The organism is Ruminococcoides intestinale (assembly GCF_040095935.1).
In the GTDB taxonomy this organism is placed as follows: domain Bacteria; phylum Bacillota; class Clostridia; order Oscillospirales; family Acutalibacteraceae; genus Ruminococcoides; species Ruminococcoides intestinale.
This window is the reverse complement of record NZ_JBBMFQ010000001.1, coordinates 108,624-134,582: the sequence shown is the minus strand read 5'-3', so window position 1 is coordinate 134,582 and position 25,959 is coordinate 108,624. Positions and strand designations below refer to the sequence as shown.

The 25,959-nt window shown below is 40.6% G+C and carries 18 protein-coding genes; 6 read left to right on the top strand and 12 right to left on the bottom strand.

Features of this window, described 5'->3' with window-relative positions; genetic code table 11:
• Nucleotides 1-2 precede the first annotated feature (2 nt).
• From WMO31_RS00580 to eno, 3 genes are all read right to left on the bottom strand, one after another.
• The gene (locus tag WMO31_RS00580) at nt 3-569 is read right to left on the bottom strand and encodes a GNAT family N-acetyltransferase (protein ID WP_367999031.1); all 567 of its coding nucleotides are present in this window, start codon (nt 567-569) and stop codon (nt 3-5) included.
• A gap of 52 nt (nt 570-621) precedes the next feature.
• Entirely contained in the window at nt 622-1,986 is a 1,365-nt protein-coding gene (locus tag WMO31_RS00575) for an MATE family efflux transporter (RefSeq protein WP_367999030.1), read from the bottom strand.
• A 503-nt stretch (nt 1,987-2,489) separates the two neighbouring features.
• On the bottom strand, nt 2,490-3,788 hold the full coding sequence (eno, locus tag WMO31_RS00570) for a phosphopyruvate hydratase (protein WP_367999029.1): 1,299 nt from the start codon (nt 3,786-3,788) through the stop codon (nt 2,490-2,492).
• Nucleotides 3,789-4,125: 337 nt separating this feature from the next.
• On the opposite strand from eno, the gene WMO31_RS00565 reads away from it, so the two are divergent.
• Both WMO31_RS00565 and WMO31_RS00560 read left to right on the top strand, forming a co-directional pair.
• Entirely contained in the window at nt 4,126-4,380 is a 255-nt protein-coding gene (locus WMO31_RS00565; protein ID WP_303666359.1) for an autorepressor SdpR family transcription factor, read from the top strand.
• An 11-nt stretch (nt 4,381-4,391) separates the two neighbouring features.
• Nucleotides 4,392-5,060, top strand: a complete 669-nt coding sequence (locus WMO31_RS00560) for an SdpI family protein (RefSeq protein WP_303666360.1) — start codon at nt 4,392-4,394, stop codon at nt 5,058-5,060.
• A gap of 79 nt (nt 5,061-5,139) precedes the next feature.
• Here the strand turns inward: WMO31_RS00560 and WMO31_RS00555 are convergent, their stop codons facing one another.
• The 7 genes from WMO31_RS00555 to WMO31_RS00525 all read right to left on the bottom strand — a co-directional run bounded on the left by WMO31_RS00555 (nt 5,140) and on the right by WMO31_RS00525 (nt 13,965).
• Nucleotides 5,140-7,266, bottom strand: a complete 2,127-nt coding sequence (locus WMO31_RS00555) for a heavy metal translocating P-type ATPase (protein WP_367999028.1) — start codon at nt 7,264-7,266, stop codon at nt 5,140-5,142.
• The gene (locus tag WMO31_RS00550; protein WP_187299825.1) at nt 7,266-7,523 is read right to left on the bottom strand and encodes a DUF1490 domain-containing protein; all 258 of its coding nucleotides are present in this window, start codon (nt 7,521-7,523) and stop codon (nt 7,266-7,268) included. The genes WMO31_RS00555 and WMO31_RS00550 overlap by 1 nt, the downstream gene beginning before the upstream one ends.
• A gap of 143 nt (nt 7,524-7,666) precedes the next feature.
• A complete protein-coding gene (locus tag WMO31_RS00545; protein WP_101070243.1) occupies nt 7,667-8,449 on the bottom strand; it encodes a ZIP family metal transporter in 783 nt (260 codons plus the stop codon).
• A gap of 106 nt (nt 8,450-8,555) precedes the next feature.
• Nucleotides 8,556-11,705: an AAA family ATPase gene (locus tag WMO31_RS00540; RefSeq protein ID WP_367999027.1), complete on the bottom strand. Its 3,150-nt coding sequence runs from the start codon at nt 11,703-11,705 to the stop codon at nt 8,556-8,558.
• Nucleotides 11,692-12,858, bottom strand: coding sequence for an exonuclease SbcCD subunit D (locus WMO31_RS00535; protein ID WP_367999026.1), 1,167 nt, complete (start codon nt 12,856-12,858; stop codon nt 11,692-11,694). Before WMO31_RS00535 ends, WMO31_RS00540 begins: the two co-directional genes overlap by 14 nt.
• 68 nt (nt 12,859-12,926) lie before the next feature.
• Entirely contained in the window at nt 12,927-13,232 is a 306-nt protein-coding gene (locus WMO31_RS00530) for an AzlD domain-containing protein (protein ID WP_015523509.1), read from the bottom strand.
• Nucleotides 13,222-13,965 (bottom strand): AzlC family ABC transporter permease, encoded by a 744-nt coding sequence (locus WMO31_RS00525; protein ID WP_367999025.1) that lies wholly within the window; start codon nt 13,963-13,965, stop codon nt 13,222-13,224. Before WMO31_RS00525 ends, WMO31_RS00530 begins: the two co-directional genes overlap by 11 nt.
• Nucleotides 13,966-14,473: 508 nt before the next feature.
• Here WMO31_RS00525 and WMO31_RS00520 point away from each other — a divergent pair.
• The 4 genes from WMO31_RS00520 to WMO31_RS00505 all read left to right on the top strand — a co-directional run bounded on the left by WMO31_RS00520 (nt 14,474) and on the right by WMO31_RS00505 (nt 24,468).
• Entirely contained in the window at nt 14,474-14,872 is a 399-nt protein-coding gene (locus WMO31_RS00520) for an ATP-binding protein (RefSeq protein ID WP_304017021.1), read from the top strand.
• A 167-nt stretch (nt 14,873-15,039) separates the two neighbouring features.
• Nucleotides 15,040-15,348, top strand: a complete 309-nt coding sequence (locus tag WMO31_RS00515; protein ID WP_304016929.1) for an STAS domain-containing protein — start codon at nt 15,040-15,042, stop codon at nt 15,346-15,348.
• Nucleotides 15,349-15,357: 9 nt separating this feature from the next.
• A complete protein-coding gene (locus WMO31_RS00510) occupies nt 15,358-17,118 on the top strand; it encodes an MATE family efflux transporter (protein ID WP_304027813.1) in 1,761 nt (586 codons plus the stop codon).
• A gap of 18 nt (nt 17,119-17,136) precedes the next feature.
• The gene (locus tag WMO31_RS00505) at nt 17,137-24,468 is read left to right on the top strand and encodes a non-ribosomal peptide synthetase (protein WP_367999024.1); all 7,332 of its coding nucleotides are present in this window, start codon (nt 17,137-17,139) and stop codon (nt 24,466-24,468) included.
• Between the two features lie 352 nt (nt 24,469-24,820).
• Here the strand turns inward: WMO31_RS00505 and WMO31_RS00500 are convergent, their stop codons facing one another.
• Both WMO31_RS00500 and WMO31_RS00495 read right to left on the bottom strand, forming a co-directional pair.
• Nucleotides 24,821-25,363 carry a VanZ family protein gene (locus WMO31_RS00500; protein WP_015523500.1) on the bottom strand — a complete coding sequence of 181 codons (543 nt, stop codon included), beginning with the start codon at nt 25,361-25,363 and terminating at the stop codon, nt 24,821-24,823.
• A gap of 3 nt (nt 25,364-25,366) precedes the next feature.
• Entirely contained in the window at nt 25,367-25,744 is a 378-nt protein-coding gene (locus WMO31_RS00495) for a hypothetical protein (protein WP_306552528.1), read from the bottom strand.
• Between the last annotated feature and the right edge of the window lie 215 nt (nt 25,745-25,959).

Genomic DNA, 25,959 nt, shown 5'->3' with positions numbered 1-25,959 from the left:
TATTATTCAAAATATTTTCCGCTGCCCTTCATTTCTGTTTTAATGAAGTGCGACATAATTTTGCCGAGATATTTTTTCATCATTTTGTTATAGCTTTCGGGATTGACTTCACCGCCGTATGCCATAACATCAAATGTTATTTTCGCCTCAACAATCTTTGCATTCAGCCTTAAAAATCCGCAACGCTGATAGAATTTATAACGACTCATTCGCTGTTTTTGATTGGGAGCATTTTCTTCTTCAAGCTGTTCAATTGCAAGAAAAATTCTTTTGCCCTTATACAAATTTTTAAATTCATCAAGCACGGCAACTCCGATTCCGTGTCCCCTCTCCTTTTCGGAAATTGCATAGTAGTACACATATACAACTTTGCCGTCCGTGATTGCATAGATAAGTCCAATCCACTTTTCTTCATCATAAATTGCGTAGAAATCTGCACCGTCATTTTTTGATTTTTTCATCAAAAGCCAAAACGGTACTCTCTCAACGGCTGGAAATGCGGAAAGGTATAATTCTTTTACAGATTTATAATCACAAATTTGTTTTGTAACTTTTTTAAAGCAAATCATAAAAATCCCTTTCGTTACTATAATCACATGGAATATTGTACCACATAAAGGATTAATTTGCCACAACAGTTTTCGTCTTTGAAAGTTTTCTTATTTTAACATAATAAACCGCAATCATAAGGAGCATACTTCCTGTCCATGCGGCAGGACCGGCAACACAGATTGATGCGTAACCTATTACAGAACTGAAAATGACGGGCGTCATAATTCGCATAACAACTTCGATAAGCGAACCAATCATAGGCACAATGCCGTTTTTAAGTCCCTGAATTGTTCCACGGTATATAAACAGCATTGCAAGCGACCACTCAAACGGGCAGTTCCAGAACATAAACTGAATGGAATAATCAATAGTCTGCTGTGAGCTTCCGCTTGTGAAGATTCCTGTTATCGGCTGAGCAAAAATCATTGAAACCGCACCGATTACAATTGAATATGCAATACAGGTCAACAGGCAAAAATTGACGCCTTTTTTGATTCTGTCATATCTTCCTGCGCCCTCGTTCTGACCTGCAAATGTTGCGATAACCGTACTCATTGAGTTCATCGGATTCTGGATGAGGAGCTGAACACGGTTGCCGATTGTGTAGGCGGCAACGGCATATGAACCGAACTGATTTACGAAATACTGCAAAACCATCATTCCGATTGAAATTACTGAGTTTTGAAGTCCCATCGGGAAACCGACTTTTAGCTCGTCCCGTACAGTTGAAGTCAAATTTTTAAAGCTGTTTCTGTTCGGCAAGAGCATTTTCACCTTGAAATAAATGTACACACAACAGAGAACTGCCGACACAAGCTGAGAGATTACCGTTGCAATTGCCGCACCCGAAACATCCCACCTGAACACTATGATAAATAACAGGTCAAGTCCCACATTCATTACGGATGAAAAGAGCAACAGATAAAGCGGAGTTTTGCTGTCACCAACCGAACGCAGAAGTGATGCCGTAAGGTTGTAGAGCATTGTGGCGGGGATTCCGAGGTAAATTATTGTAAGATATCTGCTTGCGTACTCGAATGTATCCGAGGTTGTTCCGAGCATTGTAAGCAGCGGATTAACAAGAAGTACAAACGAAACAGTAAGCACAACAGCCGACACAACGCCAATTATTATGTGGGCGGCAACGCTCTTTTTCACCCGTTCCATATCGTTTGCACCGAAATGCTGTGAAGTAATTACCGAACAGCCGGCGGAAAGTCCTATGAAAAATCCGAGTGCAAAAAAGTTGAGCGAACTCGTTGATCCGACCGCCGCAAGCTTGATTTCACCGAGAGTCTGACCGACAATCAGCGTATCGACAACATTGTAAAGCTCCTGTAAAAGGTTGCCGATTATTACGGGAATTGCAAAAAATAAAATCTGACTTGAAATTTTTCCCTGAGTCAGATTTCTAACAGATTTTGAACCATTCATAACATTCACACTTCTTATCAAAAATTTTTATGTTTTTAATATCTTTTTCGTTTAAGTATAAGTCCATATCAACGCTATGCTTTGCCTGACGATGCGGCATTTCTGCAAACAGATTTAAATCAGAGCAACACTCTGCTTTGCTTGCAAGGAGCAGAGTGTGCGATAGATTGCAATCTGCACTAGATTATAGCACAGCGATTTGTGAATGTAAATGTATAGGAATGACGAAATAAAGACGCTTTTGTTTTGAAAAAACTTTACACAATGCACAGTATTGATTTTGTCCTATTTTATTACAGCATAATTTTATAACCAAATAATAAGTATTTCACATTATCCGATTATTATTGACTGTTTTAAGAATACAACCGTTTTGATGAAAATTTGCAAATTGTCAATATTTTGTTATTCTAAGGTTTCAGCAAAAACAAAACAGAGCCGTAAAAACGACTCTGCCCTGTAACATTAGAGAAAATATTTATGAAAACAAACTGTCTTATTAATCAGTCTTTTTTAACATTGAAAGCGTCCGTACCGGGATAAACTGCGCTGTCACCGAGGAGTTCTTCAATTCTGAGAAGCTGATTGTACTTCGCAACACGCTCTGAACGGCTCGGAGCACCTGTCTTAATCTGGCAAGTGTTAAGAGCAACTGCGAGGTCGGCAATTGTTGTATCTGCCGTTTCACCGCTACGATGTGAAGAAATTGCTGTGTAACCGGCTTTGTGAGCCATTTTGATAGCCTCAAGAGTTTCCGAAACCGAACCAATCTGGTTAAGCTTGATAAGAATTGAGTTACCGCAGCCAAGCTTGATACCCTTTGCAAGTCTTTCTGTGTTTGTAACAAAGAGGTCATCGCCGACAAGCTGAACCTTGTCACCGAGTTCCTTTGTAAGCTGCTGCCAGCCATCCCAGTCCTCCTCGTCAAGAGCGTCTTCGATTGAGATAATTGGGTACTTTTCAACAAGCTTTTTCCAATGTTCAATAAGTTCTGCCGATGTGAACTTTGTGCCGGCCTTCGGAAGAACATATTCGCCCTTCTTCTCGCCCTTCCATTCCGATGATGCGGCGTCCATAGCGATCATAAAGTCCTTGCCCGGCTCATAGCCGGCATTCTTAACAGCCTCAAGAATATACTGAATAGCCTCCTCATCACTTGCAAGGTTCGGAGCAAAACCGCCTTCGTCACCTACTGATGTTGCAAGTCCCTTTGATTTGAGGAGGGAAGCAAGTGCGTGAAAAACTTCTGCACACCAGCGCAGACATTCCTTGAATGACGGTGCACCTACAGGCATAATCATAAATTCCTGAACATCAACTGTGTTTGCGGCATGAGCACCACCGTTGAGGATGTTCATCATAGGAACAGGGAGTCTGTTGCCCGAGATACCGCCGAGGAATCTGTAAAGCGGAATATCGAGTGCTGTTGCGGCTGCTCTTGCTGTTGCAATTGAAACGGCAAGAATTGCGTTAGCGCCAAGCTTTGACTTGTCCTTTGTGCCGTCAGCCTCAATCATAGCCTTGTCAACTGCATAAATGTCTGACGCATCCATACCTGCAACTGTATCATTAATTACTGTGTTAATATTTTCAACTGCTTTTGAAACACCCTTGCCGAGATATCTTGACTTGTCGCCGTCACGGAGTTCAAGTGCCTCAAATTCGCCTGTTGACGCACCGCTTGGGGCAGTACCCCTTGCAACAGTACCGTCAACGAGTGTTACCTCTGCCTCAACTGTCGGATTGCCACGGGAGTCAAGAATTTCTCTGCCGACTACTTTTTCAATTTTTAAATAAGTCATTATAATTCTCCTAACTTTTTTTCTTGCAGACAACCCTCTCGGAAGGTAAGCACATCCTCCCGAGTAAAGGCTTTCGGTACCCGCAAGGGAAGTCCACATGATTTATTCAAAAGAGTTAGCCTCTGCTAACCGAGTATTATTATATACCACTCAACAAAGAAAATCAAGAGAAATTTTTTATTTTTTTCTGCAATATTCGTCAGAGATATTTAAGAACTATTTAAAAATATTTTTAAATAGTTCTTGACTTTTCGGTAAATCAGGCTATAATAAAGCTACAAGCTATTTAAAATATTTTTTAAATAGATGTAATAGGACTTTGTGAGGAGGTATCTGCTTGTCACTGAACGGTACACTTAAAGCACTTTCAGATCCGATAAGAAGAAATATTCTGACAATGCTGAAAGGCAAGAAAATGATTGCAGGCGACATTGCCGAAAAACTTGGAATTTCACCTGCATCGCTTTCATATCACCTCAATCTGTTGAAGAAAAACGACCTGGTGATTGAATCAAAAGAAAAAAATTATGTTTATTATGAGCTTAACACAACCCTGTTTGACGAACTCATAATGTGGCTTAAACAATTTTAGGAGTTGATTTTATGAAAAAGCTGAATAAAATTATGCTTGCACTTTCCATATTGCCCACTTTGCTTACTTCCGTATTTTTATTCTTTATGAATGACACCGTTCCCATGCACTACAACGCAAGCGGTGCTGTTGACCGTTACGGTTCAAAATACGAAAACTTCATTCTCCCTGCAATCATTCTGTTTATGTACGCATTTTACATGGTGTATACCAAGATATATACTAAATACAGCACAAACAGCGTTGAAAAGATAAATAACAATGTAAAAATCACTGCGATACTTGTGACATCAATCATTGCGGCTTTCAATATTCTTCAATTGATGTTTCTCATTCTGGCAATTTTAAAGCCCGACAGCACAACTTTTACAGATAATGTGCCGTTCATTATAAATACGGTTATGGGTTTAATGTTGATTATTGCAGGCAACTTTCTTCCGAAAACAAAACGAAATTCGTTTATCGGAGTAAAAACATCATGGACTCAAAGCAGTGACTTGGCGTGGTATGAATCAAACCGAGCCGGCGGAATTGCCTTTGTAGTTACCGGAGTTTTGACAATCATTGAAAGCTCATTCATAAAGGGAATCAATTCAACATTTATTATGGTTGCAATTCTTCTGATAAGCATTGCCGTTGCCTACATCTATGCGTATATAAAAGTAAAAAAATCCGCTTAATCAAGCACAAAACCGCTGTCGGGATTAAACCTGACAGCGGTTGTTTTTTGAAATATTTACTTATAAATATCCACTAAAATTACTGCTCTGCTTTTTCAGGGAGCGACAAAGCTTTGCCTTTATCATTTTTCTTTGTCAGCGGAGTCATACTTTTTGCACAAATCATCATAGTTGACGCATTATGCAAAAATGCCGAAACCGACGGCTGAATAACGCCCATAAAGCCTGAAAGCAAAAGTGCCGAATTGAAAGCAATTATGAAACGATAGTTTTTGTTGATTCGTTTCATAAGGTCTTTGCTCAACTTGCGAACACGCACAAGCGCACGCAAATCAGAGCCTTTTATGGTAATATCCGCAGTTTCACGGGCAATGTCGGACGCATCGTTCATTGCAACCGAAACATTTGCGGCGGCAAGTGCCGGAGTATCGTTGATACCGTCACCGACCATAATTACCTTCTGACCGTTCTGCTTCATTTCTTCAACATATCTGTGCTTGTCCTCGGGGAGAACCTGACACTTATAGTCGGTAATTCCGAGCATTGCGGCAGTCGCCTTTGCGGCTCTGTAGCTGTCGCCCGTGAGCATAACAACATTCTTTATGCCCTGTTTTTTGAGCATATCAATTGCCTGTTTTGCTTCTTTTCGAGGCGGATCGCTGATGCACAATGCACCCGAAAGTTCACCGCCGATTGCAAGGTAAAGCACGGAACATGAGCCCGATTTTTCGTCAATAATATTCTGCTGTTCCTTTGTAACGGTAACATTCTCGTCCTCAACAACAAAATGCTTACTGCCGATTATTGCACGCTGACCGTGAAGTGTTGTTGCAATACCGTGGGCAACAACATACTCAACCTCGGTATGCTCCTCGGAGTGAGAAATTCCTCGTTTTTCAGCACCGATTACAACGGCATTTGCTACGCTGTGCGGAAAATGCTCCTCAAGACAGGCTGAGATTCTGAGAACCTCGTCCTCGGTATAATCGCCGAATGCAACAATCTTTTCAAGAACAGGCTCTGCGTTTGTGAGAGTACCTGTCTTGTCAAACACGATTGTGTCAGCATTTGCAAAAGCCTCAAGATACTTTCCGCCCTTGATTGTAATATCGTTGTCAGCCGCTTCTTTTACAGCCGAAATTACGGCAATAGGGGTTGACAGCTTGATTGCACAGGAGTAGTCAACCATAAGAAGTGAAACTGCCCTTGTGATGTTTTTTGTGAAGATAAGAGTTGCGAAAAATCCGATAAAGCTGAACGGAACAATTCTGTCGGCAAGAGCTTCGGCACGGCTCTGAACACCTGCCTTGAGTTCCTCGGAATTGCTGATAAGCTCAATAATCTTGCTGATTTTAGTATTTGACGCAAGCTGACGGACTGTTACAACAATACTGCCTTCTTCGATTACCGTACCTGCATAAACGGAAATTCCCTCACGCTTTAATACAGGCAACGGCTCGCCTGTCATTGACGACTCGTTTACGGTTGCCTCACCGTCCGCAACAACACCGTCAACAGGAATAACCTTGCCTGTCTGAACACGGATTTTGTCGCCGACACGCAGATCCTCAATCGGAATGAGAACATCACCGTCATCTGTAACAAGCCATACCCTGTCGGTCTTGATTGCAAGGCTGTCTGTGAGAACCGCCTTTGTTCTTGCCTGAGTATATTCTTCAAGCAAGCCCGATATTCTGAGCATAAACATAACCGTTGCGGCTGTTTTGAACTTGCGTTGACACAAGCATGCCACAACAGATGCACCGTCAAGCACATCTACGGTAAGTTTACCGTTCCAAAGAGTTTTGAGAGCCTTTTTAATATATTTTGCACTTCTGTAAAGAGTGATTGCCGTTCTTATCGGAGCAGGAAGGAACATCTTTGAAAGATAGTGCTTTGCAACAAGAGTGAAAAGATTGTCATGAAAATCGCTGTCAATCTTCTGAATTCCAAATTCCGCACTCGGTTCATTCTTTTTAAGAGTTTTTACATTAATTGCTCTTACAAGGTCGATAATTTTACTTCTGCTGCCCTTTGTGTAATTGACAAGAATGCCACCGTTTGCAGAACTTACCTGTGCCGAATTCACATAAGGAGATGCGGTCACAAGATTATAGATTGCCCCCTCATACTCCTTATCAAATGCATATGCGCCGCAGCGAAAACGAATTCTCTGCGGCTTGTCATAGACAATTTTAAATTTCATTATTCTGTCACTTCTTCAGCGACAGCATCTTCGTGAATACCTGCCTCTGTTTTAGCATCATAGCAGATATCCGAAGCTTCATCCTTCATATTCTGGAAAGCTGCCTTTGCATCTTTCTGAAGCTTCATACCCTTTGCAAGACCTGTAACTGCAAGACTGCGGGTTTTATCTGCTTTAAGTATCTTTTTGCCTACGATTACTGCTGCTGCGCCTGCAACTGCACACCATAATTTTTCGTTCTTGAATACTTTCAACATATAAAGTCCTCCTTTAACGCTCATATGCACAAATGTACATATATTTAAGTTGTTTTACACAACAACTTTACCATTAATTATATAATATATGACAAATTTGTCAAGAATTTGCAGAGTGAAATTTTCCGATTTTATAAAAAAATTTATCCGAGAGCAACATCAAGAACCATCATCAGCGTAAATCCTATTGCAACACCGATTGTTCCGATGTTGGAATGTTTGCCGTTTTGTGATTCCGGAATAAGCTCTTCGGTTACAACATATATCATTGCTCCTGCGGCAAATGAGAGAAGATACGGCAACAATGGGACTGCTATTCCTGCAAAAATCACCGTAAGTACAGCACCGATAGGCTCTACAACTCCCGACATAATTCCGAGAAAGCATGACTTTTTGCGTGACGCTCCGCCTGCATGGAGCGGAAGTGAAATTATTGCCCCCTCGGGAAAATTCTGTATTGCAATACCTACCGCAAGAGCCAATGCGCCTGCAACGGTTATTCCCGTATTATCCGAAATTGCTCCGACAAATGTTACACCTACCGCCATTCCCTCCGGGATATTGTGCAAGGTAACAGCAAGAACGAGCATAGTGTTCTTTGAAAGGCTTGAACGAACGCCCTCGGGATTGTCGCTGTCAAGGTGCATATGCGGTATAACGCTGTCGAGCAAAAGCAAAAATCCAATTCCGAGCAAAAATCCAACTGTCGCAGGAATCCACGCAACTATGTTCTGACTTTCTGCCATTTCAATCGACGGAATCAACAACGACCATATTGATGCCGCAATCATAACTCCCGATGCAAATCCGAGCAAAAATTTTTGCAGCTTTTGATTGAGCTCTCCTTTTGAAAAAAGTACAACGGCTGAGCCGAGCGATGTTCCGAGAAACGGTATTAAAATTATAATCAGTCCGTTTAAAAGCATATTGACCTCCTTGTAGTTAGTCTTTGCTAACTACATTGTAGCACAACAAATTTTAAAATACAATAGCGGAACAGAAAATCTCTGCTCCGCTGCATAATATGATATGTTAATCTGTAATAATTTTTATTGAACTGCCCGACTTTGTACCGACAACTTCGATTTTGTTGCCTATGCTGTTTTTCAGCTCGCTTATGTGGGAAATGATTCCCACAAGGCGGTTGCCGTTGCCTGTAAGGTCATTAAGTGTTTCAATTGCAGATGCAAGGCTGTCGTTGTCAAGTGAACCGAATCCCTCGTCAATAAAGATTGAATCAAGTCTGATTCCGCCGTTTCTCTGCTGAATAATGTCGGAAAGTCCGAGTGCAAGCGCAAGTGACGCCTGAAAAGATTCTCCGCCCGAAAGAGATGAAATATCCCTTTCCTTGTTGTTAAAATTATCACGAACGCTGATTTCAAGTCCTGCACTGATTCGCTTGTCACGGCTTTCGCCACGGACAATTTCATAGCGACCGCCCGTCATTTTTGAAAAACGCAGATTAGCGTAGTACAAAACCTGTTCAAAATACGAACCCATAATGTAGCGTTCAAAGGTGATTTTGCTGTTATCGGAAACAATTTCACCGTTGGCGGTTTTCTTGAGGTTTTCGTAAACATCTGCTATTTTGAGCTTTTCTTCAAAGTCATTTTTAAGCTTTTCAACGCTGTTGTAAATGTTTTGATTATTGTGCAGACTTCTGTCGCCTGCGGTATAAAGATTGTCCCATTTTTCCTTTTCAGAAGTATAGCTATCAATCAGTTTATTGATTTTAAGGACATCTTCCCTTTGCTTTCCTTCAACTGATTTTTCACAGGCTTCAACCGTTGCCCGAGATTTTTTCAGAGAATCGGTAAAGGTTTCTGCCTTTCGTTTTAATTTTTTTATAGAATCTTCGGTCAACAAATTAAAATCGGGACATTCCAGGATATTATTCTCTGAAAGAACAATATCAAGCTCCATTTTTTTGTTTTCAAGTTCAGATTCAAAACTTTTCAGCTGTTTTGCAGTTTCGTTTTCAACAGAAATCTTGCTGTCAAAATCTGACTTTGCCTTTGAAAGCTCGCTTTGCGCAAGGTCGATTTCAGACTTAATCTGCTCTGCCTTGTCGGCACAAGCCTTTGCCGCATTCAAAAGTTCTTCAACCGATGAGTATTTTATCTCAGCTTTAAGGCTCTCGGTTTCTTCTTTTGCGGAATTATATTTGCTTTTTGCGTCAGCATTTTTGCGGATTAATTCGGTATGAACAAGGTCAAGCTTTTTAAGCTTTTCATCAAACCTTGAGATTTCAGCCTTGCAGACCTCACGCTGTTCTCTGACTTTTTCAAGGTCAGAAGCTTCGTTTTCAAGGGTTTTTAATTGCTTCTTTTGTTCCGACAAAAGCTGTGAAATCATTTCTGCAGAAAGTGTTTCGGCATCAACCTCAAGTGCATTTGCAAATTCCGTGACATTTGTTTTTGCGGACTCTGATTCCGTTTCAAGCCTTGTGACCTCATTTGACTTTTTATGAACGGCACTTTCAGCAACTTCACACCTTGCCTTCAAAGCATCGAGCGTATCCTTGTCGGGGGCATTTTCGCTGTGTTTTGCCGGATTCGGATGATGCAATGAACCGCAGACGGGACACGGCTTTTCATCTTCGAGTGTGTCGGCAAGCACGCCTGCCATATTCATTATATAGATATTGTGCTTGGTGTTGTACTCGTTGTTGAGTGCCGTTGCCGACTTTGCAAGGTCAGCACATTCTGCTTTTGCATTAGTCAACTTTGCATTGATTTTTGCGAGATTTTGATATTCCGCAAAAAGCCTTTCAGCCTTGCCTGATTTGTCTTTCAATGCGGTTATTTTGCTCTTGGCGTCAAAAATTTTCTGCTCTGTGTCGCTGTTTTCTGAGATAAATTTTTCCGCTTTTGCCTTTAGATTTTCCGTATCAGAATAAGATTTTCTGTTGTTTGAAATTTCCTTTTCGGAATTTTGCAAAACTGATTCATATACACTCAAATTTTCCGTAAGGTTAAAATATTTTCTGTAAGTATCTTCCTTTGCACGAAGTTTTCCCGATTCCTCGTTTAGCGTTGCGATTTTGCCCTCAAGCGATTTTTTCTCGGCAAAAACATTCTGTTTTAATTTCAAATTTCCTTCGGCAGATTTTCTGTTTATTTCCGCATTTTTACAGTTTTTGAGTGCCGAATCATATCTTTTCCGTGACTCGGCAAAGCTATCATATTTTGGCTTTACGGAGTGCAGTATTTTTTCGTCATTCTCAGCTTTTTTGAGCATTTCATCGTAATGCGGTTTGCTCTGCAAAAGCTGTTCGAGGCGGAGCTTTTCGGCATCAAGAGTATCGAATTTATTATTAATTTCAACTGCAAGGGCCTTTTTCTTTTCTTCCTCAAGAATTGTCTTTTCAAGCTCTTTTCGCTTTTTTTCAATTTCTGCATTGTCCTTTTTCTGCATCTCGGAAAGTACCGATAGGTGCAAAAGAAATTGCTCAATATCAATTACCGTAAGGTCTGTTCTGTCGGTATAAAGGCTGATTTTTTCGCTGATTTCGGCAAAGCTATCATCATCGGGAATTTCAACAGCAACGGTTTTTGACTTGATAAGTTCGCAGACTTTTTTCTTTTCTTCAAGCTTTTCGGCTGACTCTGTTTTCAGCCTGTCCTGAAATTCTTTGTAGATGTCCGTGTGAAAAATTTTGCGAAAAATCTCGCTTCGCTTTTCACTTCCCGACTCAATGAATTTTTTGAATTCGCCCTGTGCAAGCATTGCAATCTGGCGGTATTCATCACATTTCAAGCCGATAATTTCGCTGATTTTATTATTGACCTCGCCCGTTTTTGTGAGCGGAGTTGTAATGTCATCACCCGTAAGCTCTGCTGACGCACCCTCAATTTTACTGCCTGTTCCACGCTTTTTTGCGACCTCATTCGAGGTGGTTCTGATGATACGGTACTTCTTTCCCCTGTGTTCAAAGTCAAGCTCAACATAGGTGCGTGTGAGCGGTTTTGCAAAGTTACTGCGGAGCATTTCGCCGTTTCGTGAAGAACCGCTTGTTTCACCGAAAAGTGCAAAGCAGATTGCGTCGAAAATTGTTGTCTTGCCTGCGCCCGTTGTACCTGTTATGAGGAAAAGTCCTTTGCCGTCAAATGCCGAAAAATCGACCGTTTCAACATCGGCATACGGACCGAAAGCGCTCATTTTCAGTTTAATCGGTTTCATCGTTTACACCTCCGATTTCTTTGAAAATTCTCTCAATAATTTTTACGGATTCAGGTTCAATCTCTTTTCCGTTCTGCATTTTATAGAAATCCGAAAATAGTTCAATATTGCTCTTGCCCTCTGTTTTACCGTACATTTCGGGAGTCATTTCAATGCTCTTTTTTCTGTTGACATATTCAAGTCCCATAATGTTGGGGTAGATATTTTCAAGCGTTGAAAATGCATTGGTAACGGGATTTTCGTCTGTAAGCTCGGCAAAAACATAATCATCGGTTTTATCGTCATATGTGTCGGATATCGGATTTTCTGCAAGTTCACGCAGAGTTCCTTTTATGATTCTCATATCATGCAACGGCTGTACGGGAATTTCTTCAAGATTTAATTTTCCGTTTGAAAGCTCGCCGAAAATCACACATTTTTTGTTGCGACATTCAGTTTTTGAATATTTTATTGGCGAACCGCAATAGGCAATATTTTTGTTTTTGCCCATAATCTGCTTGCCGTGAATATGACCGAGTGCAACATAATCGAACGGTTCAAAAACATACGGTTCAACATTATCAAGCGTACCGAGGCTTGACTCCGAACCCGAGGTTTCACTGCCCGTTACAAACTGGTGAGCAATCAAAATATTGGTTTCATCGGCATTGATATCGGAATGTTCAAACACAACCATGACAGCAGTTGTATAGTCGGTAATTTTAGCCGATTCTTCGGGATATACCTTACGCACAAATGACGGACGGATAAACGGCAACGAGAAAATATTAACCTTTTCTCCGTCACATTCAACAGTATTTTTTCTTGCAACACCTTCAAACACACCGTCGGTAAAAATTCCGTTGAGTTCAATCAGCTTGTTGAAATAACCGATTCTTTCGGGCGAATCGTGATTGCCGCTGATTACAAAGGTTTTCAACCCTGTTTTACCGTGAAGCCCTGCAATTTCAGTCATAAAGCTGTCGAACAATTCGACCGCCTCGGCAGACGGCAAAGACTTGTCATAAATATCTCCTGCAATCAGCAAAGCGTCGGGATTTTTCTCTTTTACAATCTCAACAATCCGCTCAAGCATATAGCGTTGATCATCAAGCATTCTGTAGCCGTTCACATATTTTCCAATATGCAAATCCGAAATATGCAAAAACTTCATTTTAAAAATCCTTTCAGTTAATCAAAACTTTCCAAACTAATTATACAACAGGCTATGCGTCAAAAATGTCACACAAAAAATTCAAGAATGAACACAACTGCACAGCATACGCATGAAACCTTGAAAAGACCTGCGTTGAACCATGCCGCTACAAGTCCTGCCGCAAAGGCTGCTATGCCTGCAATCGGACTGTGAGTTGCGTTGATTATTGCCGGAAATGTCATTACCGAAAGCGTTACATACGGCACATAGTAGAGAAACGAACGCACAAATGTGTTTGTAAACTGCTTTTTAACAAGTGTAAGCGGAAGAACACGGATTGCGAATGTTACAGCCGCCATAATAAGTATGTATATATAGGGATTATGCGACATTTTCGTTCTCCTCCTCTTCTTTGACAGGGAACAGCAATGCCGCCGCTGCCGAAATTACGATTGTAAGAATAATTGTGCGTGTACCCTCGTCAATCTGATTGATGACGGGAATATATGCAAATGCAAAACTTGCCGCAAAGCTGACAAGTACAATTCCGAGAAGTGTTTTGTTTTTTCTTGACGGCGGAACGATTATTGCAAGGAACATTCCGAAAAGTGCAACGCTTAGTGCGCTGACAATACGAAGAGGCAACAGATTGCCTGCAATTGTGCCGAGCATACTGCCGAATGCCCAACACGGGCAGCCTATAAGAATTGCACCGTAGGTATAGAAAGGATTCAGCTTGCCCGACCGTGAAATTGAAATTCCGAAAAATTCGTCTGTAACAAAAAATCCAAGCAACAGCCTGCGGATAATCGAGGTGTCCTTTGAAATACGCTGACTTAACGCACAGCTCATAAGAAGATATCTTGCGTTGGCAACAAGGGTTGCAAGCGCAATTACAAAATATGACGAATCAGCCGCAATTACGGTAAAGCCCGAATATTCACCTGCCGATGCGTTGCACAAAAGGCTTGCAAGAAAGCTTTGAAACGCATTAAGTCCCGCAGTTTTTGCGGCAATGCCGAGTGAAAACGAAACGGCAAGGTAGCCGAGTCCAATCGGAATACCGTCACGCATTCCCTCAAGAATAACCTTTCGGTTAGATTTTATTAAATTTTTCCCACCCATTTTTAACTCCATACTTTAAATTCATTTTTTACAAAATATTGCAGATATATTTTGCAAGCATACCTTTTATTATAATATTTAACTCGGCAAAAGTAAATAATATATTACACAAATTTACAACCGCTTTTCAAAAAGGTAAAGTGCAACAAAACTTACCTCTTTTCTTTGTGAGTAATGCCAAATTTAGAAACTAATTTTAGGCTATTATTGATTTTGGCTTTTTCAGGTTTTATAATATGGATTATCACTTGACGAAATTAATAAGGAAATTGAAAAAAGTAAATAAAAACCACAAAACCGTGCAAAACTGATTTTTGTTTTGTGCGGTTTTGTTTTTTCAAAAGAATGCGAGGTAAACGCAATTAATTAAAATATTTTCACAATTTAGCAATATTTTTTCAAATTCTATAGATTTCTTCTTCAAAATGTTGTATAATTTTTGTGATTAAGTACCTGTATAAAACTGTACATTATGTTGAAACAGGTGTTTTGAAAGTGAGTGAGAATTATGCCAATCGTTTGCGTTGATGCCGTTAAGGAAAATCTGCCGAATGTTATAGAATTTGTGACAAAAATGCTTGGTGAAAATGCAGACGGTAAGCTTGTTTTTGAGCTTGAACTGATTTGCGAGGAAGTGTTTGTAAACATCTGCAACTATGCTTACGGTGAAAATGTCGGCAAGACTAAAATTGAAGTTAGCAAACTTTCAGACTGCATAGTTGTAAAATTCATTGACAGCGGAAAGAAATTCAATCCGCTTGAAATTGCAGAGCCGAACATTCACGCTCCGCTTGAAGAACGAAGCATCGGCGGTCTGGGAATTTTTATGACAAAGAAACTTTCCGACACTCTTTCCTATGAAAGATCTAACGGCAAAAACATTTTTACAATTACAAAGAATTTCTAATTTAAAAAATCAATTATTCATCACTCAAAATTCAAAACCGAATAATACAATGTTTCCAAAATCAGGTTATAATAATCCGATTGTCAGTATTTTGTCACGGTATTGACACTATAATGGAAATGTTGAACGATTGAAATTAAGAATAAAATTTATTGGAGGAACTAACTATGGAAATCAATAAGGCTATAAGCAATCAGAATGTTATTATCACACTCAAGGGCCGTCTTGACACAATGACAGCACCGCAGCTTGATGACGAGGCAAAGAGCATCGATTTTGACGAGGTTGAAACCGTAACCCTCAATCTTAAAGACCTTGAGTACATTTCAAGCTCGGGACTGAGGGTTATTCTTGCACTTTATAAAAACCTAAAAAGCAAAGGCGGAAATCTTAAAATTGTCAATGTAAGCAACACAATTATGGAGCTGTTCTCAATGACGGGGATGTCTGACTACCTTGACATTAAGCAGGGATAAGGAGTTAAAATGAGCAGTACCGTACTTGGCAGAAATGCCGTTACCGTCAACAAAAAATACACGGAATATTTTCTTCCGACAGTTCTGACGGCTATGGCAACAAACATTGCGATGATTGTGGATTCAATTATTGCAGGCAATCTTCTGGGGCAAAACTCACTTGCGGCAATCAACCTTATGTCCCCTATTTCGCAGTTTTATTTTTCGATTACTATTCTTTTTGGACTCGGTGCGTCCTCGATAATTTCATTTGCAAAGGGCAGGCGTGACGAAAAGCAGGCTAACCGTGTTTTCACTTCTACATTTATCGTACTTATCGCACTCAGCGTAATTTTTATTGCAATTCAGCTGCCGCTTGCCGACTCGATAAGCTCGTTGCTTACAAAGGACGCAGAGCTTAAATCGCTGTTGTATCAATACTATGTTCCGTTCATAATCGGCACACCGATTTACCTTTTGCTCATGTGTTCAATTCACTTTGTAAGAGCAGACGCAAGACCTGCGTTTGCATCAAACATTGTAATTGTGGCAAATGCCGTAAATCTCGGACTTGACTTCCTGTTTATGGGTGCTTTCAAAATGGGCATTGCAGGCTCGTCAATTGCGACCGTAACAGGCTACGCGGTAGGGTTTGTGATGATGTCAACACACTTCATCATGAAGAAAAGCACATTGCACTTTGACTTTTCAATTCTCAGAAATCCCGTTCAATTCTTTAAATTTCTCGGGAAAATGGTTACAATCGGACTTTCGGGAGCATTAGGTACAATGCTGATAACAGTTAAAATGCTGTTTTTAAACACAATTATTCAGAGCATAGGCGGAAGTGCGGGTATGGTTTCATATTCGGTATGCTCGTCAAGCCAAATTTTTATGTCAATGTTCATCACTGGTGCAAGTCAGACAATGATTCCGATTATCGGGGTTTGTCTTGGTGAAAAGGACTATGACGGTGTGCGCTATGCATTCCGCAGAGCCGCAAGGGTGCTTGCTGTTTCAAGCGTTGTAATTATGCTTTTCATCTGTATCGAGCCTGAACCGATAATTAAATTTTTCGGAATTACTTCACCCACAGACATTGCAAACACAGTTCCGGCAATGAGAATCAACGCATTGTCATTCCCCGGACTTTCATTCTCGTTTTTGTTGCTTTACTACTATATGGCAACGCAGAAAAGAGCTATTTCTACTGCAATTTCAATCATCAACGGAATCGTCATACTCATTCCGTCAGCTTTAATTCTCGGCAAATTTTTCGGCATCACGGGCGTATGGTATTCACTCGTGGTTGCACAGGTGGGAACACTTGTAGTTGTGTATTTTATTGACCTTGCCGAAAAGAGAAAATCGGGCGGAAAGTATAAAAACTTTTACCTTCTTGAAGAAACCGAGGACAACGAGCTTCTTGCCCTTTCGTTCAAAGGAACAAAAGAAAATGCGGCAGGCGTTTCGCTCTACCTCTCCTCTTTTCTTTCAAAAAACGGAATTGAAGAAAGCCGTGCAAACAGGATTGCAGTTGCCGTTGAAGAAATGGCTGCAAGCTGTGCCGAAAGAATGGAAGGCAAAAAGAAATTTGCAGACATCGACATCAGAATTTTTGCCGATAAAAACGAAACCATTATTTCCGTTCGTGACAACGGTGATGAATTTGATCCGCTCAATGACGATAAGGAATTTGAGATGAGTCCTCTCACGGTTGTAAAGGCGATTTCGGATAAGGTTGAATATTCAAGGGCGCTTGGTTTCAACCGCACAATAATTAAACTTTAACAAACGGAGTTGAATATTATGAGTAATTTAATCAACTTACTTGATACATACAAAGGTGAAAAGCGAGAGCTTTATCCGCTTACACCGAGCCAGATGGGTGTTTATCTTTCGTGTATGCACAATCCAAAAGGCACAATGTACAACATTCCCTGCACCTATGTTTTTGACAAGGGCAGTCTTGATACCGACAGACTGATAAATGCCGTAAGAAAAACTGTTGACAATCACCCTGTTATGAAAATTTTCATTGACAGTTCAACAGGAAGTCCGATGATGAAGCCTCGTGACAGCGTTGATTTTGACATTCCTGTTGTACAGGTTGATAACCTTGAACAGGCAGGCAAAGATTTTGTTAAGCCGTTTGACCTTGAAAAAGATATTCTGTTCAGGTTTGCGGTTTTTGAATGCGGTGACAAATCTATGTTTGCAATGGACTTTCACCACATAATCTCTGACGGCACATCTGTTTCGGTTATCTGCAATGACATTGCACTTGCATATGATGGAAAAGAGCTTGAACCCGAAAAGTTTTCTCAGCTTGATCTTTCTGTTTTTGAGGAAAAGCTTGAAGAAACCGAAGAATATCAAAAATCAAAGAACTACTATGACAGCATTTTTTCGGCTGTTGAGTCAAAGTCGGAAATAACGGAAGATTTTGCAGAGAATTCAGAGGTTGAGGATAAACCGAACGGTTCTTTTGAATTATCCACGAAAGGAAAATTCTCCGTTGAGGATGTTCGCAATTTTGCCTTAGCAAACCAAATTACGCCGTACACAGTTTTCCTCGGTGCATATGAATACGCAGTTGCAAAGTTTACAAATCAGAGCGAAACAACAGTTTGCACGGTTACTCACGGAAGATTTGACAAACAGCTTAAAAATACAGTCGGCATGATGGTTCGCACACTTCCGATTCATGCAAACATTGATGAAGAAGATACAGTTTCGGACTATCTCAAAAAAATACGCAGAAACATAAAGGAAACAGTTGCAAACGATTGGTTTCCGTTTATGAAACTTGCATCTGCCTATGACCTTTCTGCCGACATTATGCTGGCTTATCAGGCTGACATATTCAACACATTTAAAATAGGCGGTCAGGCTCTAAAATTAAAACTTGTTCCGTTAAAAAGTGCCATTTCAAAATTGAATGTTATGGTATTTGAATCAGAAACAGATTTTGAATTGCGTTTTGAATACAGAAACGATTTATTCAAAGAGGAAACTATTCGTTCGTTTGCCGACAGCTTTTTAAAGATTGTTGAGCAGTTTCTTAAAAAATCCAAGCTCTGCGAAGTTGAGCTTGTAAACGAAAATCAGCTTGCAGAGCTTGATAACTTCAACAAAACGGAATTTCCGTTTGACGACAGCAAAACCGTTGTTGATTTGTTTGAGGAGCAATGCAAAAAAACTCCCGACAAAACAGCGGTTGTATATAAAGAAAAGAAGTTCACCTACGCTGAAATTGATGAGATTACAAACCGAATTGCAGGTTATGTTCACTCAAAGGGTATCGGTAAAGAAGAGGTTGTTTCAATTCTGATTCCGAGATGCGAATATATGCCGATTGCGTCAATCGGTGTGCTGAAATCGGGAGCGGCATATCAACCGCTTGATCCGTCATATCCGCCCGAAAGACTTCAGTTTATGATTAAGGACGCAAACGCAACGCTTCTTATTGCGGACGAAAATCTGCTTGAGCTTTTGCCCGATTACAGCGGTGATATTCTTCTTACAAAGGATATTCCGAATCTTCCGAAATCAGACGCAGTTTTTGCAAAACCCTCACCCGATGATTTGTTTATACTTATCTATACATCGGGTTCAACAGGCACTCCAAAGGGTGCTATGCTTGAACACAAAAATGTTCGTTCATTCTGCGATTTTCATATCAGAAACTCTGACATTGACGAACACAGCGTTGTTTCGGCATATGCAAGCTACGGTTTTGACGCCTGCCTCAGTGAAATGTATCCTGCGCTTATCGGCGGTGCCGAGCTTCACATTATTGAGGAGGACATCAGACTTGACCTTGTAAGGCTGAACAGATATTTTGAAGATAACGGAATCACCCACGCATTTATGACAACACAGGTTGCAAGACAGTTTGCAACCGAAATTGACAACCACTCGCTCAAATATCTTCTTACGGGCGGTGAACGGCTTGTTCCACTTGCACCGCCAAAGAATTTTGAACTCATAAACGGTTACGGTCCGACAGAATGTACGGTTTACATCACAGCACAACCCGTTGACAAGCTCTATCACAGAATTCCTGTCGGCAAGGCGCTTGACAATATCAAGCTTTATGTAACAGACAAATACGGCAGACGGCTTCCGACAGGGGCTTTGGGCGAGCTCTGTGTATCAGGTCAGCAGGTTTCAAGAGGTTATCTTAACCGTCCCGAACAGACTGCAAAAGCATACGAAAAGAACCCGTATTGCAATGAAAACGGTTACGAAAGGCTTTATCACACAGGCGACATTGTTCGCCTTACAGATGAGGGCAAGGTTGATTTTATCGGACGAAATGACGGTCAGGTTAAAATCAGAGGATTCCGCATTGAGCTTTCCGAGGTTGACAAGATTATCCGCAAATATGACGGCATTACAAACACAGCTGTAATCGCAAGAAAGCTTGAGGGCGGCGGACAATGCATTAACGCATACATTGTTGCCGACAGAAAAATTGACATTCAAAAGCTCAACGAATTTATTCTTGAACACAAGCCGCCGTATATGGTACCCGCCGCTACGATGCAGATTGACAAAATTCCTCTCAATGTAAACGGCAAGGTTGACAAGCGCAAGCTTCCCGAAATCAAGGCAGAATCTTCAAAAAAGAAAAATTCCGCTCCGAGGGAACTAACATTCCTTGAAAAGAAAATTTCCGCAATTATCGAAAAGATTATCGGACACAGCGATTTTGATATTTCCGATAATCTCATCAACGCAGGTATGACCTCGCTTTCGGTTATCAAGCTTGCTGTTGAGCTCAACAAGGCATTCGGCTTTGAGGCACAGGTTAAAAAGATGATGAAGGGCTGTTCGGTTCTTTCGATTGAGGACGAACTTCAGGAGTTTATGTTCAGCGGTATGGCAAATCCGCAAACTGTCAAAAAAGAAGAAAAGAAAGAACACAAGGCTCTCTATCCCCTTTCAAAAACTCAGCTCGGCGTGTATATTGACTGTATGAAAAATCCGTACAGCACACTTTACAATATTCCGTCAATTCTCACATTTTCAAAATCAGTCGATGCACAAAAGCTTGCCGACTGCGTTGTAAAGGTAATCAAGGCTCACCCATATATTATGACTCACCTTTCACTTGAAAACGATGATATTGAGCAGGCATATGTTGACTCTGCAAAGCCGAATGTTCCCGTTGAAAAGCTTACGGAAGAACAGCTTGAAGCCTACAAAAAGGATTTTGTAAAGCCGCACAATCTTATGAAAGCACCGCTGTTCAGAATCTCGGTTGCAGAAACCGAAAAGGCGGTATATCTGCTTTCGGATTTCCACCACCTTATCTTTGACGGTGCGTCCGTTGCACTCTTCTTTGAACAGCTTAAAACGCTGTATGAGGGAGGTAATATTGAGCCTGAAAGCTACACCTACTTTGATTATGCAGAGAATGAAATTAAGGCTGAAAGCAGTGATGAATTTAGAAATGCTGAAAAGTTCTTCGACAATATGATGAAAAATTTTGAATCTGCAAGCGAAATCACGGCTGACCTCAGAGGTCATGCAGAGGACGGTGCTCTTGCATCTCAGGCAGTCCCCGTTGATATGGCAAGGGTTGAAAACTTCTGTTCACAGCACGGAATCACTCCCGCCCACCTTTTCCTTGCCGGCACATTCTACGCTGTTTCAAGATTTGTAAACAGCAGAAATGTTTACATCAGCACAATCAGCAACGGCAGAAGCGATATGCGACTTACAAACTGCTTTGGTATGTTTGTGAAAACTCTTGCGCTCGGCATTGAAATTGAGGATATCACCTCACTTGAATTTGTTGAAAAAAGCAAGGCTGTTTTCACAGATTCAATTGAAAACGAAATTTATCCCTACGCACAGCTTTGTGCAAAATACGGCTATGCACCGAACATTATGTACGAATATCAGCTTGGTGTTGTTGATAACCTTGAAATTGATGGCAAAGCCGTTGTCCGTGATTACCTTGAAATGAATACTGCAAAATTTAAAACAGCCATTCACATTGAGGATTACAAGGGCAAGCCAAGCGTTGTGGTTCAGTACAATGACGCACTTTACAGCGGTGAACTTATGAGAACGCTTGCAAAATCCGTTCTATGCGCTGTTGAACATATTATAGAAAATCCAAACGGCAAAATCAGAAAGGTTTCACTCCTTGACAACGCCGCAATTGCTCAGCTTGAAAGCTTTAAGTCAACAGAAATTGCTCCCGTTAAGACAAAACTTCTTCACAAAATGTTTGAAGAACAGGTTGCAAAAACTCCCGACAGAATTGCACTTTCGGCTTGTGACGGCAAACTGACCTATAAAGAGCTTGACCGTCTTGCAAATATCACGGCAAACTCACTCATTGAAAAAGATCTTGAAAAGGGCGGAAAGGTTCTTATTCTGCTTGAAAGAACCTCAAAATTCTTCATATCACTTTTCGGTATTCTCAAGGCAGGCGGTGCGTTTATTCCGTCATGTCCCGACTATCCGAAGGAGCGAATCGACAGTATTATTGAGGACAGCGACGCAGACTTTGTAATTACGGACGGCGAACTGCTTGGCGTATATGACCGCACGGTTGATATTTCAAAACTTCTTTCGGGCAATAATGAAGAAAACCCGAATGTTGATGTACAGCCTGACGACCTTGCGTACCTCATCTACACCTCGGGTTCAACAGGAAAGCCAAAGGGCGTTATGCTCCGCCACATTGGCATTGCAAACTACCTTGAATACAGCGACTCTAACATTCAGGTTAAAGAGGTTGTTGACAACTGTCACGCATACGGCTCTGTAACTACAATCAGCTTTGATATGTCGCTAAAGGAAACCATGCTGTCGCTCTGCAACGGTCTTACCCTCGTTTTTGCAAGTGAAGAACAGACGGTAAACCCGATGTTACTTGCAGAATTCTTTAAAGAAAACAATGTTGATGCGTTCAACTCTACACCGTCAAGACTTTTGCAGTATATGGAGCTTGATGAATTTGCAGACGCAATGGCAAACTGCAAGGTTATTCTCTCGGGCGGTGAAAAATATCCCGACAAGCTATTAAGGGTACTGCGTGAAAAGACGAACGCAACAATAATCAACACCTACGGTCCGACTGAAATCACGGTTTCTTCAAACGCAAAAAATCTTACGAATGCAGACGAAATTTCAATCGGCAGGCCGTTACGCAACTACACGGAATATATCGTTGACTCCGACAACAATCTACTTCCAATCGGAGTTGTAGGTGAGCTTCTCATTCAGGGATGCGGTGTTGCGCTCGGCTACAACAAACTTCCCGAACAGACTGCAAAGGCATTCATCGAATTTAACGGTGAACGCACCTACCGCTCGGGCGACTATGCAAAATGGACAACGGACGGCGATGTTATTATTCTCGGCAGAACAGACAATCAGGTTAAGCTGAGAGGATTGAGAATTGAACTCGGTGAAATTGAAAAGTGCCTGACCGCAGTTGACGGAATCAAGAGCGGAATTGCTCTCATCAGAAAGGTCGGCAAGGCTGACGCAATCTGCGTTTACTATACAGCCGACAGACAGATTGAGCCAAATGAAATTAAGTCTGAGCTTGCAAAATCTCTCACGGATTATATGGTTCCGAGCGCATATGTTCAGCTTGACAAAATGCCTCTCACACCAAACGGCAAGGTCAACACAAAGGTTCTTCCCGAACCTAAAAGCAACAAATCCGAAAGAGGTCGGTTGCCGAAGAATGAACTTGAAAAAACATTCTGCGACATCTTTGCAGAAATTCTTGAACTTGACAATGTTTTTGCAGACGATAACTTCTTTAACCTCGGCGGAACATCGCTTACAGCAACAAGAATTGTAATCTCCGCATCAAAGAAAAACATTGAGGTTGCATACAGCGACATTTTTGCAAATCCTACTCCGCAGACTCTTGCAAAATTTGTGAGCAAGGATGATTCAGCCGAAGAAGACCTTGAAAATCTTTCGGACTACGATTATACAAATATCAATAAAGTTCTTGAAAAGAATAATATTGATACATTCAAAAACGGTGAGCTTCAAAAACTCGGCAATGTTCTTCTGACAGGCTCTGCCGGCTTCCTCGGAGTACACATTCTCTACGAACTTCTTCACAAGTATAACGGCAAGGTTTACTGCATGATTCGTGACAAGAACAATAATCCTGCCGAAAACAGAATGAACTCAATCTACTATTACTACTTTGAAGAAAGTCTGAAAGAAAGATATCCCGACAGAGTTACCGTTATCAGCGGTGATGTTACAAACCGTGAATCATTCGATAAATTTATTGACAAGGATATTAACACGGTCATCAACTGTGCCGCAAATGTTAAGCACTTCTCAAAGGGTACAGACATTGAAGATGTAAACCTTTACGGTACTCTCAATGTGCTTGACTTCTGCAAAAAGGCTAATGCAAGACTTGTTCATGTGTCAACAATGAGCGTAGGCGGTATGTTTGTGGGCGAGCAAGGTTCTGTTGACAAGCTCAAAGAAAATCAACTTTACTTTGGTCAGCATGAGGGTTCAAAGTACACCCTGTCAAAATTCCTTGCGGAAAGGGCAATTCTTGAAGAGGTTTCAAAGGGCTTTAACGCAAAGATTATGCGTGTAGGCACACTTGCCGCAAGAAACAGCGATGGTGAATATCAGATTAATTTCACCACCAACACATTTATGGGCAGACTCAAATCTACACTCCTTATAGGCAAATATCCGTATGAGGCAATGGAAATGCCGTTTGAGCTTTCTCCGATTGATTTTGTGGCAAAGGCAATTCTTCTGCTTGCACAGGCTCCGAAGGATTGCACCGTGTTCCACCCGTTCAACAACCATACTCTCATTATGGGCGACCTCTACACTGAGATGAACAAAATCGGACTTCATTCACAGGGTGCAGAGTATGAGGAATATATGATTGCACTTGACAGAGCCGAGCAGGATCCCGAAAAAGCAAAGATTCTTTCAAGTATGATTGCATATCAGAACATGGCTCACGGTCAAAAGACATTTACAGTCGGCAAGAGCAACACATACACAATGCAGGTTCTCTACAGAATGGGATTTGTGTGGCCCGTTACCTCGCTTGACTATATGAAACGATTCATCAACGCATTAAGAGGTCTTGGCTTCTTCGATTAATAATACAACATCAAGTCATAATAAAAGGCAAAACAGCGGACATTCCGAATTAATGGATTGTCCGCTGTTTTTATATTTTATAATAACGGCAAGCATAAAAAGCACCGCCCCTGCTCTGCAAAAACAGAACAAGGACGGTAAAGTTAAATGCTTGTCAAATTATGCACTTACTGTCAAATTGATAAACAAGATTTCAATAATAATCTCTGTCTACATTTTAAATATTCAAAGTCGAAAATAAATATACCTTGGAGTAAAAGGGCAGTTTGGGGGAGTAAAAGGATTTTTTGAGGTGAAATTGCAAAAGAAAAGGCTCTGTTCACACAAAACAGAGCCTTAATTATATATTAAATTATGCGGTAAGTTTTTGTTTGAAGCTTTGCGGAAGAATCTTGTACAAGCCGAATCCGATAAATGCACCGGTCGCATTGAGAATTATATCGTCAATGTCAACATTGCGGTACATACTGTGGATTGCAAAACCGAGGAACATTTGTGTAATTTCAATCGTAACAGTAAAAGCAAATGCAAAAACAAACATCTTCCAAAGCTTAGGCTTTTTCATCCACATCATAACAAAAAATCCGAACGGAACAGATAAGAATATATTGCCGAAAATCTGTAAAAATGCCGTTTCACCAAATCCGTTACTTAAAGCTTCCGTAATCATTGCAAACGGAACAAAGTTGTACCAAGTATAGCCGTTTAAATATTCAATCGGGTCACTGGCATACGGTATTGGGAAGAAAACTATGCACACAACGGCTGTTATGTAAGCTATGAAGATACAAACCAAAGCCGTCTTTTTAACACCTTTTTTTAACAAAATGCAGATTACAGCAGCAAAAATTATTGCTATGATTCCAAACATTATGGCAAGTTCTTGAGTTATCATAAATCAATATCCTTTCATAATTACTTTGCTTGACCTAACTGATACACCATCCCTTGCTTTCACAAAGTAAAAATAATACTCACCTTTACCAACATTAGTCCATTTAGCACTACCGTAACTATATCTGCTTAAATTAACACTACCAATTTTATCTTTTGTAAACCAACCAGTTTTTCTATACAGTTCCACTCGATATTGTTTACTAAACTTTTTACTAACAGATGAATTATATGCTATTTTTTTGCCACCGATATAACTTTCAACACCTGCAGCGTACATTATGTTTTGGTGATTATATTGTCTGGATTTACCTCCATATTCACCTTGAAAAGACAAAGTCGATGTGTACGAATCACTCGCAGCATATACTGGAACTGCCATAAAAGTCATACAAAATACAACTAAAAAGGCTGGAACAACTGTTTTCTTTAATAAATTTTTGTAATAAATTTTTGATTTTTTTCACTTAATTTACCCCTTATTCTTAATTGATTTTAAACTGCAGTTTATTGTGTCATTTTGCAACTACAAAATTCGTCACAATATGACATAGTTATTTTAACAAATCTTGTACTAATTTCAATACCAATTGGAGT